This window comes from Pedobacter sp. N36a (assembly GCF_014472395.1).
Lineage (GTDB): Bacteria > Bacteroidota > Bacteroidia > Sphingobacteriales > Sphingobacteriaceae > Pedobacter.
Genome location: NZ_JACSZW010000001.1, coordinates 631,696 through 645,444 on the forward strand (window position 1 = coordinate 631,696; position 13,749 = coordinate 645,444).

The following is a 13,749-nucleotide window of genomic DNA, read 5'->3' on the forward strand; positions in this document are numbered from 1 at the left end:
TCCCAACAAAATCAATGTCTGTGAAAAGGCCTGGGAAGGTTTGCCCTACATAAAGCTTCCATCTCCTCTTCTCATCACTCCTCTTCCATTTCTCCCGGTCGCACCAGACCATTTCTGCAGTCTCATGGTTAACTTCACCATAAAATACCTACTCAGCGCATTAGATTTTGTATCGACAATATCGGTACCATCAATCTGCTGTGTGACAAAATTATTTTGGTTAAGTACATCAAATGCCTGAACGGTCACTTTTCCTCTACGGTCAAAAAATTCCTTTTCAGCATACATATTGATTACAAAAGGGTTGGAAGTAATGTTAGAGCTAATTCCTCTTACATAATTTTTACTGGCACTATAGCCAAATAAGTAGCTATCCCATAAATACACCCTTCCATCCACATTTAAGGCTAGGGTATTGGTATTCGTATTGGCAGCGGTAATCACGCTGTTAGTAGATCGCGTATTGGTATAAGAAACATTCGGATTAATCTCGAACCAATCTGTCGGGTTGATCCTCGGACCAAAACGTTCCATCATCGTTTGCACATTGGCCACATTTAGTACGCCGTTCGACATAGACAAACGGTGGTCATAACTATAGGACCCACTTAAGGCGAGGTTATATTTTCTATCATTTAATTGTTTGTTCACCGAATAGTTGGCATTAATACGATACACACCATTGGCGTTTAAGTACCTGGTCTCATTGATCGTATTGGTCCCACCTTTAGGAAGTTCTGTTCTGATCTGCACTACATTTCTGATGACCGCATGATCTGTGGTTGAAGCATTCACATTCAGGGAATAATTCAACTTTGAATTGGCAATATAATTATTGTAGTTGGCATTTAATGTATGGGTAAAAGAGGCCAAAAGATCCGGGTTACCAATCACCGGACTTTGTGGATTCGTTACATCTCTAACCGGCTGAATCTGATCAAATGATGGCTCCACTGCATTCCCTGAATAGTTTAGTTGGATTTTATGCTGTCTGGACCACATATACTCAAAGCGTGCAATTGGAATCAGATTAAAGCTATTTCGGTGCGTACTGGTTCCTAAGCTGGCCTTCGTCCCTGATAAAACAGCTGGTACTCCGGTTACTCCCACAGAGAACCTCACTTTAGACATCCTATCCAGACCATAGCGATAATTTAAGGCAATACGCCCTTGAGTAAATGAATAATCATAAATATTACTTAAAGAATCAATCACGGCAAGTATACCGTTCTCACCAATATTTCTGGTGGTAGCGGTATTGTCGTAGCCATTATAATTCAATTGGGCATTAAATTCCAATTGCGTGTTGAGCGTTAAAGGTTCCACATAAGTCAGACTCCCTCTATAATTCTTCTGCAGATTCTTACGTTCCACAATCCGGTTCACCAGGGAATCGTAAGGTAGAATTAAAGGATCCTTATTATAGAAAGTATACCTACCATCTTGTATCTGCTCTGAATCCTGGTTATTATTATTCAGATCCACCTGCATGGAAACGTTTCTTCTTGGTTTTTTAAATATATGCTGATAAAATACAGAGGCACCAATCTGAGGTCTGGTGTTTTTAGTTAAGTTCCTGATAAACTCATCTCTGTTATTATATCCTCTTTGAAAAATGGTATCCAAACGGGTACTCGTTGTTGAATTAGTTCTGAAAGTAGGTATGATTCTTAAAAAGTTGCTGCTATCAAGGTCAGCTTCTATTTCTAATCTAAAATTATGACTTTGAGTCAGGTTATCAGACATCCTTCTCGACCGTTCATTTGTCAAGTTGTCGACCACCCCTTTTTGTACATTCGTATCAATTACCGCATATCTCTTTGCTGTGCTTTCGGTGATGGAATTCACGTCTGAGGAATTGAAGCCATAATTCAGATTCACCGCAACCTTCTTACTTACTTTATCACGGTAGCTCACTGAGCCGTTACCAATCTTAGTAGTTCCTCCACTCGCACCACCGCTGCCAGAGTTACCAGTGTTACCGCCACTATTTCCAGCATTGTTTCCACCGCGGCCGCCTCCACCACCGCCACTATTGCTATTGCCGCCATTATCACCGCTGGAAGCCACTCCATTTATCGTGTTATTGAAACTTCCATTCACACCGATAATTTGGTTCCCGTTAATTCTGGTTCCGAAAACTCCGCTTTCAAATCTCTTATTACTTCCTGCGGCCACGTTTGCATTCACCATATTCCCTACAGATTTATCTGTTCGGGTGGTAATGTTTAAAATCTTTTCCGCATCGCCGTCTTTTACGCCGGTTCTTGCCGCCTGATCTCCATAATCATCAACAATCTGTATTTTGTCTACGATTTCTGCAGGAAGGTTTTTAATCGCATTCGCGATATCTCCTCCTAAATACTCTTTACCATTCAATTTAGCCTTCGTGATGGATTGTCCCTGGTGCACTAATGTCCCATCGGTTCCCACTTCCATTCCTTCCATCTTCTTCAGCAATTCATCAACTGAGGCATTCTTCCTGACGATATAATCGCTGGCCTTATACTCCACCGTATCTGTTTTATAGGTTATCGATGGCGTACCGCTGATCACCACTTCATTCAGGAGGTTTTTCTCCTCTTTTAGTGTAATTGGGTCCATCACAATTCTTGGAATTACATCATTCTGTTTATAACGAACAGGCTTTGTAGCTGCATATCCGATACTTTGGACCATCAGCGTATAGGTGGCAGATTTTACATTTTTGAACACAAAAATACCATCTGAATTTGTACTGGTTTTCAACGTATCCATAGTTGAAGTCAGCGTTACTGTAGCGCCAATTACGCCAAGATCTGTAGAATCTTTTACAATCCCACTGATTTCCCTGGTAGGAAGCGGCGGTGGGGCGGTTTGTTTACCTTGATTTTGCGCAAAGCCGTAAGCCGAACTGAAAATAAAACCCAATAATAGTAATGTTCTTTTTAATAGCCCAAAATGCCGGCTGCGTTGAAATTGCTGCAGCCGGGGGACTGCAACCGAATGAAAATGGTTCATGAGTTTGTATGGTTGGTTTGTGTGTGTCTATGTGTGCGCTGTGACCCGGTAACTGGTCGCATTTTTAGGCCTGATTATTTTTTTACTAAAGTATACTTGCCCCAAAAATCAGTTGGACTGATCAGTGCCTGAAAGTCGAAGTTACCACCTCCGCCGCCACGTGGACCAAAATTACCACCGCCACCGCCTCTTGGACCGCCTCCGCCGCCGCCATCAAATCCTGGCATTTGTAAGCCATTCAGTTTAATGTTGTAGGCAAATTCAGTAGCACTGTCTTTAGCAATACCCAAAGCAGATAGTGGAATGGCAATTTCATAGAATAAAGCATGGTCTTTGGTAATACTTGCTACCGCTTTAATCCCATATTCATTATATATAGATATCAAGGTATCCGCAGTATTTTTAAAGCCATTGATTCTAATCTCTTTGACTTGTGCCAACTGCTTTTTCTGCATTTCGGCCATCATGGAATCTCTTTGTAATTTACTGACTTGACCAGCTGAGGCTGAACCCATCACTGTGCCCATCATCATCGTTCTACGACCGCCGCCACCCTGACCGCCACCAGGTCTCATATTCGCCCTGTTTACTACAGGATAAGTTAAAGTGATACTTTCTTTTTCTTTCTTTTTCCCATCAGGGTTGATGGAAAGGGTAATCCCACCGGCCAGGATTTTAGTATTATTACTGGCCTCTGTAGATTTGATGGCGACATACAGGTTATTGTCGTCGTTAGCCATCGTATAATAGATATTTGTTCTCTTATTCAGTGCCTGAAAACTATCATTCCATTCTGTATTTCTCCCATCTGCTCTTATTCCTGCGGGTGCATACAACCCATTAGTTTGTACATCTGGAAGTTTCTGAGCATATCCAGCTGAACTAACGGCCAGCAATAACAAGAAAGAAGGAATTAATTTGGAGAGTTTCATTTTCATAGTAGTTCAAATTAAAGAGATCAATATATTCAGTTGTTGTGTTTAGGACTTTAGAAATTGATTTAGGTTTAATCTTTACACAAATTTTCTCTGTGTAAAGATTTTTGTGCTTCAGCCCTTTTTCTTTACAGCTATAGAACTACACCTTTCTTTAGCATTACACCAAAATCAACGCGAATTAAACATAAAATATATGCAGGATAAAATATCTACCTTAATTTGTTACATACCTATTGTGGATCAAGAACTAACCCTCACAATTCTTGATTTCGATTTTAGCGATTCCCAGCCAATTTTCTACCGGTACACCATCAGCGCCAAGTAAGACTTTAGGATCATGACCAACATGTCCTGCAATCTCCTGGATCATATCCTTACTGATTGCCTTGTTATTAATCCGAAGTGGTTCATCCAAAGTATCTGTACAAATTTCGAGATCATAGATGCCTTCCACCATAGTTTTACAGATCATCAGGTCAATGCCCTCCCCTTGAACCATTCGTTTTAATTCAGAAAAAGCATGGTTAACCTGTGCAGTACGATCCTCCGTAAAACCCATTTGCAGTGCTCCATTAAATCCGTCGCGACCGTCTTTTGTTAAATTAAAGCCATTTACATCCGCTAACACGGATTCCATAATCAATCTGTCCATAATTTCTATTTTAAATAATTATCTCTATTTAAAAGCTAATAAAGGCCCTAATTGTTTGATCAAAATTAAAAACAGCAGGTTTTTTAGTTTTATTTTATACCTTAAAAAAAATTGAAAGCATGAACATACAAGGAGTAAAAGTAGGATTGTCAGAAATCATGATCATGTTGATGGGACTGATTATTGTCTTTTTAATCATCAGGGCATTTATTGTTAAACCAAAAGGCTAAAATTACCACCGATTGGTTTAATGATCTGTCTCAACATTTGTTTTCTTTTGAAAAATATAGATGAGGTATACCAAAGCCGGTAAAATGAATATACTGCCGATCAATAAGGCATAGCCTAAAGTTTCTATAGTTTTAGCCTGTCCCTGGTGCGTCAGTAAAGAAAGGTTAGCACCGTCTTTTAATAAAAGAATATCTGGAAAATGGCTATAGGTAGCGGCAAATAAGATCATGGTGACCTGGAAGCCGGCCAGCAACCTTAAAAGAATAGGTTTATCTCTTTCCAGTACAAAGAACATTAGTACCAAAGAAATACTGGCGGCAATGATGGCAATGAGTCCTGGGATATCCCCAAAAATCCAGTGAATCAAAGGAATTTGTTCAAAGTAAGCGGCCAGGAATACCAGTGCTCCACAAAACATAACGATAAAAATAATCCTCCTGGCTTTTCTAATAAAATGGTTCCTATCTTCCTTTTCTGTGGTTTGTCCAATGATAAAGATGGTGGCTAAAAACGCACAAATGCTGACGGTAAAAATACCTACGGCAACAGAGAACCAGTTCAGCCAGCTGAACACATAGGCCGACAAGAAGTCATTCGCCTGTGGATCAATCCTTCCTGAAACAGCGCTTGCTGCGATAATACCCAAAAAGAAAGGCGTAATCAGACTGGAATACACAAATATTGGCGTATAGACTTTCTGCATATCATCTTCCACGGCATCATAATTTCTAAACACAAAAGCAGTGCCTCTGGCAATAATACCCAGCAGCATCCCTACAAGCGGAATATGAAGATATATAGATACCGTGGTATAAATTTTAGGGAAGCCTACAAAAAGAATGACAACGGCAATGATCAGCCACATATGATTTGCTTCCCAAATAGGGCCAATCGCTTTATACATCGTTTTTCGGGTTCTTTCTTTATTCTTATCCGAAGTAAGCAGTTCGATGATACCTGCTCCAAAATCGGCACCGCCCAATAAAATGTAAAGTAAAATAGCGGTCCAGAGAAAAACAATCACAACGTATATCATAATATTAGCTTTTAGGAACTTCGGATGACGAATTGTATAGTTTACCTACCATGGTAATCTGACGGTACAATAATAAACTTACGATCACTGCAAGAGAGATGTACACTGCAGTGAACAGGTAAAAAGAATAGGCAATTCCGGGCATAGGTGTGACCGCATCCGCCGTACGCATCACGCCATGAATGATCCATGGCTGTCGACCCACCTCTGTGACTGTCCAGCCGGCTTCCAAAGCAATAAATCCCATCGGGGTAGCCACAACGAACAGCTTGAGCAGCCAGGTACTCCTAAGCCAGAGTTTTTTCTTCCATAAAGCAAGAAAGTACAAGAGCGACAAGCCAACCATCGCCATGCCTAAACCTACCATAATCTGGAATGCATAATGTGTTACTGCAACTGGAGGATGATCTGCTTTAGGAACGCTGTCCAGTCCTTTTACTTCCCCATTAAAGTCTCCGGTAGTCATAAAACTAAGCAAACCAGGGATCCTGATCGCATAATCTACTGTTTTTCTTGCCGTATCAGGAATACCACCAATAATCAGCGGGGCATTTCTTTCCGTATGAAAATGTGCTTCCATCGCAGCTAGTTTTGCTGGCTGGCGCTTGGCCACATCTTTTGCAGAAATATCTCCACTTAAGGGCTGCAAACAAGCAAACACTGTCGCAAATATGGCGGCGATTCTAAAGGCCATGCTATGGAAAGCTACATTTTTACCTTTCAGGATCATGAGTGCATGAACCCCTGCCACAGCAAAGCCCGTGGATACAAATGCGGCTACTGTCATGTGCAGCGCCTGAGAAAACCAAGCATCATTAAACATCGCTTTAACCGGGTCTATATTTAAGTATTGTCCGTCTATATAATCAAATCCAGCAGGGCTGTTCATCCAGGCATTGGCGGCTACCACCAGAATTCCGGATAACAAACCACTGATCCCTACTACTACCCCTGTTGCCCAATGAAACCAGGGATTGAGCCTGTTCCAGCCATAGAGGTAGAACCCTAGCGCAATCGCTTCGATAAAAAAAGCTGTTCCCTCTAAAGAGAAAGGCATTCCAAATATTGGGCCGGCATGTTCCATAAATTTTGGCCAAAGCAGGCCAAGTTCGAATGACAATACAGTTCCGGAAACTGCTCCAGTAGCAAAGAAAATCGCTACACCAGCGCTCCATGCTTTTGTGACATCCCGGTAAACTTTTTTCTTCGTTTTAAGCCAGTAAAAATGTGCCAGTGACATAAAAAATGGCATCACCATTCCAATACAAGCAAAAACAATGTGGAAGCCTAAGGAGAAGGCCATCTGAAGGCGGGCAGCTAAAAAATCGTCCATATTAACTTACAATAAACGGTAATAGATAAAAGAAATCTTTGCCTGCTAAGGTACTGCTTAATGCGTGCAGAACATACTATTCATAGATTAATTAAACATTTCCAGGTCAAAAATTAACCGGTTAAATTCTTCAAAACAACAGGCATTAATTTAACCAAAAAATAATATAAAGTATTTTAAATTAATTATTAATCAGAATCCTCACCTTAATTAGAAAATTAAATATAGATTCGAATTTCATCAATCCCAATTATATGAACAGAAAGATCGTTTTCTCCGTTGGAGTATTGCTGCGTCCAATTTATCTCTGGGCGCTGTGTTGTATTTTACTGAGTTATAGCTGCAGCAAAAACCAAGGATTGCCAGATCCAGCAAAGAAAAAAGAAAAACCAAAGGATCCTGAAAAGCCTGTTCCGCCGGGAAATTCGGTTTTAATACCCACTACCATCAAATCCCAAAACCTCCTGATGACCTTCAAATATGAAGCAGAAAGCAATCTATTGACAGAGCTGATCCAATCTGATGGATGGGTAACAAAATTCTTTTACCGTAAAGATGGTACGCCAATGGAACAGGAGTACCACAAGGACAACAAGCTGCAGCAGAAAATCAGCTACGTCCACAGTAAAGAAGGTATGGTAGAAAAGATTTTGCTCTTCGATAAAAGTGGCACGACCTCAACAGGATCCTATTTCCTTGTGCAGGATGAGAAAAAACGAACCACACAATTAAAGAAACTGGATCCCAGAGGGAAATTAGTGGAAGAGGAAAATATCAGCTACAATCCACAGGGAAACATCATAAGCGTCTTGGTCACAAATAATGGCAATACAACAGCAATGACAAGTACTTACGACAACCGCCCTGGAATTTACCGGAACATCCCCTATTTTCAGCTGCTATTTTTAATACAGCCGCAAGTACAGTCTAGGGCTATATATTCGAATAACAACCCCTTACGCCTGGATTACCTGCCGCTGAGCATTACCAGCAGCAGCTTCACTTATGAATACAACAGTAACAATTATCCTTCAAACCTCGATATCAAAAAAGAAAAACATACGGAAACACTCAAGATAACCTATAAAAAGATTAAACCGAAATAACTATTTAGCAGAATTATTCCTTAAAGCTGAGGCCCGGTACAGGTTGTCTGTCGCCTGCAGGATTTTAGCTTTAAGCTTAGGGTTATAATCAGGATGTGCTTTTAGGAAATCTGTAACTACCTGTGCAGCCTCGACTGTCTGGTAATAGCTAAAGGTAGCTTGCAGCCAGCTTTGAGGGAAAAATATGTCACCTGTAGTTTGGATTTCAGCAAGCATTTCCAGGCTCTTAGGCAAATACGCAATAGAAGTGGTTTGCCTAAGCGGGTGATGCAGGTAGTACAAAGCAACGCCTACGTTGGCTTCTTTTTCTCTGTTCACCTTTAAGTCTAACCGCTTAAAAAAAGCATTCCGGTCGGCAAGATCAGAAGAAACAGCAGGTCTGATATACTCATAACGTTTTCTGCGGTCTACGTTACTAATTCTATCTAGCTGTGATTGGAGCAGATTGGAATTATCTTCCATTCTGAGTGCCAAAGCAAAGGTTAATGCGGTATAATCATCTTCAGATAAGATCAACCCTTGTGGTGCTTTTTGATTTTTCCAAATGAGGGATAATTGGTCAGCTGCAAATTTCGACTGGAAGACATCCTGGTAAGCCTTGAAATACAATTTTTTCTGATTTGCTAATGGCTGGTTCAACATAGCATTCCACAATACTTTTTCCAGTCTGCTATGAATGGTTACTCTTTGCTCGGGCGTCATAAATTCCCAGAAAATAGTACTGATATACCCGGTCATCAGCTTCAGGTTCAGTTCTTCTTTTTCCTGACTAATTCCAGCCATCAATAACTCCAGTAATGCGCTTGGCTGGATAAACCTGCCGTTCAGCATGTTTTCATAAAGAGAAATGTATGCTGTGGCACGGTTCAATGGCTGTTCAATTTCGTAAAGTTTTGAAAACATTGCCGTATCTACCGGCCATACGCCATAACCTTGTCCCGAAGAATTAAACTGTATAAATAATGGAGCATCCATTCCTATGGCCTCTTTTACTGCTACTGCTTTTGCATTCAGATTTACTGTCAGTTCTTTAACACCGTCAGGATAATATAAGCTGACTTCAAAAAGCTGAGGCCATATCTTTTCATTTCCGGTTCCACCGCTAGTCTCCGTTCCAGTTCTCTTATCCGTTCCACTTTTATACTCTGCCTTTTGCTGAATATTGAAACTGGTAATCTTACCATCTTTCTTTTCCAATTGGTAATCAATAACGGGTCTACCACTATCATTAACCCATACTTTATTCCATTTTTGCAAATCAGCATCGGCATACTTGTCCAGGATAGTAATTAAATCCGGCCATGAAGCATTGCCATTGGCAAACTTCTTCAGGTATTCACGAACTCCCTGTTGAAATTTATCTTTTCCCATCAGGCGTTCTAACTGACGCATCATGATGGGGGCCTTATGGTAAATGATATTACCATAAAGTGTTCCGGCATCTTTTAAATTGTCCAGATCCTGACGGATAGGATTTGCGCCCGTACTGCGGTCTACCCCATACGCTGCTGGAAAGTGATCCACCAGGAACTTCAAATCAAAATCTGCTTTTCCAGTAATGGCTTCTGTGCTTTTATCTGCCATAAAATTAGCAAACACTTCCTTCATCCAAACATCTGTAAACCAGTTCATGGTCACTAGATCTCCAAACCAGATGTGCGCAGTTTCATGGGCAATCAAATTACTTCTGGAATTTAGCTGGTCTTTCGTTGCACCTCCATCTAAAAACAAGGAGGATTCTTTATATTGAATTGCACCTACATGTTCCATTCCTCCGAATTGGAAATCCGGAATTGCCACGAAATCAAACTTCTGAAATGGATAAGGGATTTTCGTCCAGTTTTCCATGAATTTTAAAGAATTATCATGGATCTTGAAGATTTCATTTAGGCTATGATTGAGCTTTGCGGTATCTGTTTCACGGTATAAGAAATTGCCTGATAGACGATCCAGTGGCGCTGTCATCTTCTTAAATTTCCCTGCGGCAAAAGCAAAAAGATAGGTACTGATGGTATCGGAAGTCTGATAACGATAAGTTTTGCGGGTATTGGTTACGCTGGAATCTTTCAGCGCTGCATTTGCAATTGCCTTCCAGTCCTTGGGCACTGTTAAAGTTAACGAATACACTGCCTTCATGTCTGGCTGATCAAAACAAGGGAAAACAGTTCTTGCACGATCAGGTACAAATAAGGTATACAGGTAATCTGAATTACGATTCAGCGCGGCATTACCTGCCCAGAATTCCAGATTAACGAGATTTTTTCCTGATTTCAAGTAGCTCTGATCTACCAGTAAATGCTCCTTGGTCAGTTGAATCTCTACTGGCACTCCATTTACAGAAAGCTTTTTGATCCGACTTTTATCTTCTTTAAAATCCAGCTGCAAAGGGTACTTTGTAGATTTAAGCAGGAATGAAATCTCGGATACGGCATCAATTTTCTGCTCCTTTTCGGCCGGAATATCCAATTCCATCCGATAATGAACATCAGAAATATTAGCCTTTCTATAATTAGCCAGACTACGGGAAACTCCGGTTTCGATTCCTGGGTCAGGAAGAGATTTTACCGTTGCGCAGGATAAAAAAACAGTGGCCACCAAGGGAAAAAGATAACGTACATTCAGCATTTGGCTAATTTAACAATGATTCTCTAATTTGTTCGTCATATATACGATCAGAAACCTAATTTATAGCAAAACATCATTCTTTAGTGTAAATTAGTAACAAAAAAATAATCAAATGAAGACAACATTAAAGACTTTGATGATTCTCGCACTGGCAGTTTCATTGAACACGGAACTTCAGGCTCAAGGTATCAAAATACCACAGGCGAGTTCTGCTCAGACCATCACACAAAGTTTTGGATTGGGTAAAATCAACGTTTCTTATTCACGTCCAAACACTAAAGGCCGTAAAGTTTTTGGAGGAATGGAACCATTCGACAAGGTCTGGCGTACGGGTGCTAACTCGGCTACTTCCATCACTTTCAGTGACCCTGTAAAAATTGGCGGACAAGAGCTTGCAGCTGGTACTTATGGTTTATTTACCATTCCTGGTAAAGATGAGTGGACAGTTATCTTCAATAAGGATTCAAAACAATGGGGTGCTTATGAATACAAAGAGGCTGAAGATGTATTGCGCATCAAAGTAAAGCCTATTAAACTAAAAGAGAAAGTGGAAACCTTCACTATTCAGTTTGCCAATGTTTACCCTACTACTGCACAGTTACAGTTGTCATGGGAAAACACAGGTTTAAACATTGACTTGAGCACAGAAATTGATGCTCAGGTAATGGCTAGCATCGATGAGGCAATGAAAGGTGAGAAAAAACCTTATTTCGCTGCTGCACAATATTACTTTGAAAATGGTAAAGACCTGAATAAAGCATTAGAGTGGATCAATGCTGCTGAAGCTGCAGATCAGAAAGCACCATGGGTAAGGTTATGGAAAGGACGTATTCAGCTGAAAAAAGGTGATAAAGCCGGAGCAATTGCTTCTGCAGAAGCTGGAATCAAATTGGCTACCGAAGCTAAAGTTGATGAATACGTGAGATTAAACAGCGCGTTACTTGCTGAAGCAAAAAAATAATATCCGGTTCGCTAGAACCAGTTGAAATAGAAAGGGACTGCATCATGATGCAGTCCCTTTCTATTTATAATCCCTTTCTTTATTCAGAAACAATTAATAGTGATCATCTCCCCTATATCGTTTCTAAGCGCTTAGTTTCCTTGGTAAACTGTTGAATGATGATCGACAATACCACCACCAATATACAGCCAATTACATTGAGCCATAAATAAGCAACCCAGTCTTGCCTGCCGATGAGTACTACCGCAATTTCAGCAGCAATTGCAGCAAGAAAAACGGCCTTCCCATTCACTTGTTTGATATAAAAAGCGACCAGGAATACACCTAAAATAGTTCCATAAATGTAAGAGCCGAGGATATTCACTGCTTCCAGTAAATTTCCAATTTTACTGGCATATAGCGCCATAATGATACAGATTACGCCCCAAAAAACGGTTGCCCACCTAGAAGCCTGTAAGTATTCATGATCAGATCCATCCTTACGGATCATTCTTTTATAAATGTCGATAACGGTTGTTGAAGCTAAAGAATTCAATGCACTGGCTGTTGAGCCCATCGAGGCTAAAAATATAATAGCGATCAGCAGTCCAATTAATCCTTTAGGGAGGTATTGCGTGACAAAACTTAGGAAAATATAATTGTTGTCATTGACATCTGCATGTTCATCATTCTTTGTCATTAGCGTAGTCACTTCCTTACGGATCGACTTCCCTTTTTCATCAGCAAGCTGCAAGGCAGTCCGGTAACGATCGATTTCCGCTTTATTCCCATTGTCTAAAGCTTGATTCATCTGATCTACTACCTTTTGCTTCTCCACAAATGACTGATCATACGCTGTTTTCAACTTATTCAGTTCCGGCTGGTATTCGCTCTTTTCCAGCTTATTTAATTCAAAGCTGTTAAAAAAGATAGGCGGACGATTGTATTGGTAAAAAGTAAATACGAGTACCCCAATCAAAAGAATCAGGAATTGCATAGGGATTTTAACCAATCCATTCATCAGAAGTCCCAAACGGCTTTGGTTGACAGAAGCACCCGATAAATACCGTCCCACCTGACTTTGATCCGTTCCAAAATAAGAAAGCTGTAAAAAGAATCCACCAATCAGTCCAGACCAAACCGTATAAGGATTGTTCAGATCAAAGGTGAAATCGATCGCATTTGTCCTTCCCATTTTTCCGGCAATGCTCAAGGCTTTCCCAAAACCGATGTCTCCAGGCAGTAAATGAACTACCATAATTCCTGCGGCAAATAATCCGCAGAAGATGATGCTCATTTGTAACATCTGGGTATAGGATACTGCTTTTGTACCTCCATAAACCGTATAAAACACCACCAGACTCCCAATAAATAGTGTCGTATAAGTGGTATTGATATCTAAAATAGTCGAAAGAATAATCGAAGGTGCATAAATGGTAATTCCAGTAGATAAGCCCCGCTGAATCAAAAATAGGAACGCTGTTAATGCCCTGGTATTTAAATCAAAACGCTGCTCCAAAAACTCGTAGGCGGTGTACACCTTTAGTCTGTGATATATCGGTACAAAAGTGATACACAATACAATCATCGCCAATGGCAAACCGAAATAAAACTGCACGAAGCTCATTCCAGAGGAGTAAGCTAGGCCCGGCGCGGATAAAAAAGTAATTGCACTCGCTTGCGTGGCCATTACAGAAAGACATACCTGATACCAGGGCGCCGTTTGGTTGCCCAGCAAAAATCCCTGGATATTTTTAGCTCCCCGGCTTTTATAAATGCCATAAACGACAATAGCCACCAGGGTAATGATCAATACGGCCCAATCTATATTACTCATTGGAAATATTTAGTAAACGCATAAAATGCTATAATTAAAAAAATGAGCCAG

Annotated in this window: 9 protein-coding genes; 2 read left to right on the top strand and 7 right to left on the bottom strand. The window is 40.5% G+C overall.

The window, feature by feature from the left end; all coding sequences use genetic code 11:
* Positions 1-45: 45 nt before the first annotated feature.
* From H9X96_RS02945 to H9X96_RS02965, 5 genes are all read right to left on the bottom strand, one after another.
* Positions 46-3,000: a TonB-dependent receptor gene (locus H9X96_RS02945; RefSeq protein WP_187664826.1), complete on the bottom strand. Its 2,955-nt coding sequence runs from the start codon at positions 2,998-3,000 to the stop codon at positions 46-48.
* A gap of 74 nt (positions 3,001-3,074) precedes the next feature.
* Complete coding sequence (locus H9X96_RS02950) at positions 3,075-3,938, bottom strand: hypothetical protein (RefSeq protein ID WP_187664827.1); 864 nt, start codon at positions 3,936-3,938, stop codon at positions 3,075-3,077.
* A 247-nt stretch (positions 3,939-4,185) separates the two neighbouring features.
* The gene (locus tag H9X96_RS02955) at positions 4,186-4,590 is read right to left on the bottom strand and encodes a hypothetical protein (protein WP_187664828.1); all 405 of its coding nucleotides are present in this window, start codon (positions 4,588-4,590) and stop codon (positions 4,186-4,188) included.
* Between the two features lie 247 nt (positions 4,591-4,837).
* Complete coding sequence (locus H9X96_RS02960) at positions 4,838-5,857, bottom strand: cytochrome d ubiquinol oxidase subunit II (protein ID WP_187664829.1); 1,020 nt, start codon at positions 5,855-5,857, stop codon at positions 4,838-4,840.
* 4 nt (positions 5,858-5,861) lie between these two features.
* Positions 5,862-7,190: a cytochrome ubiquinol oxidase subunit I gene (locus H9X96_RS02965; protein WP_187664830.1), complete on the bottom strand. Its 1,329-nt coding sequence runs from the start codon at positions 7,188-7,190 to the stop codon at positions 5,862-5,864.
* A 254-nt stretch (positions 7,191-7,444) separates the two neighbouring features.
* On the opposite strand from H9X96_RS02965, the gene H9X96_RS02970 reads away from it, so the two are divergent.
* Entirely contained in the window at positions 7,445-8,296 is an 852-nt protein-coding gene (locus H9X96_RS02970) for a hypothetical protein (RefSeq protein WP_187664831.1), read from the top strand.
* Here H9X96_RS02970 and H9X96_RS02975 read toward each other — a convergent pair whose 3' ends face one another.
* Positions 8,297-10,921, bottom strand: coding sequence for a M1 family aminopeptidase (locus tag H9X96_RS02975; RefSeq protein WP_187664832.1), 2,625 nt, complete (start codon positions 10,919-10,921; stop codon positions 8,297-8,299). It abuts the gene before it with no gap.
* Positions 10,922-11,033: 112 nt separating this feature from the next.
* On the opposite strand from H9X96_RS02975, the gene H9X96_RS02980 reads away from it, so the two are divergent.
* Positions 11,034-11,882 (top strand): DUF2911 domain-containing protein, encoded by an 849-nt coding sequence (locus tag H9X96_RS02980; RefSeq protein WP_187664833.1) that lies wholly within the window; start codon positions 11,034-11,036, stop codon positions 11,880-11,882.
* Positions 11,883-11,994: 112 nt separating this feature from the next.
* Here H9X96_RS02980 and H9X96_RS02985 read toward each other — a convergent pair whose 3' ends face one another.
* Positions 11,995-13,698: a sodium:solute symporter gene (locus H9X96_RS02985; RefSeq protein WP_187664834.1), complete on the bottom strand. Its 1,704-nt coding sequence runs from the start codon at positions 13,696-13,698 to the stop codon at positions 11,995-11,997.
* Positions 13,699-13,749 lie beyond the last annotated feature (51 nt).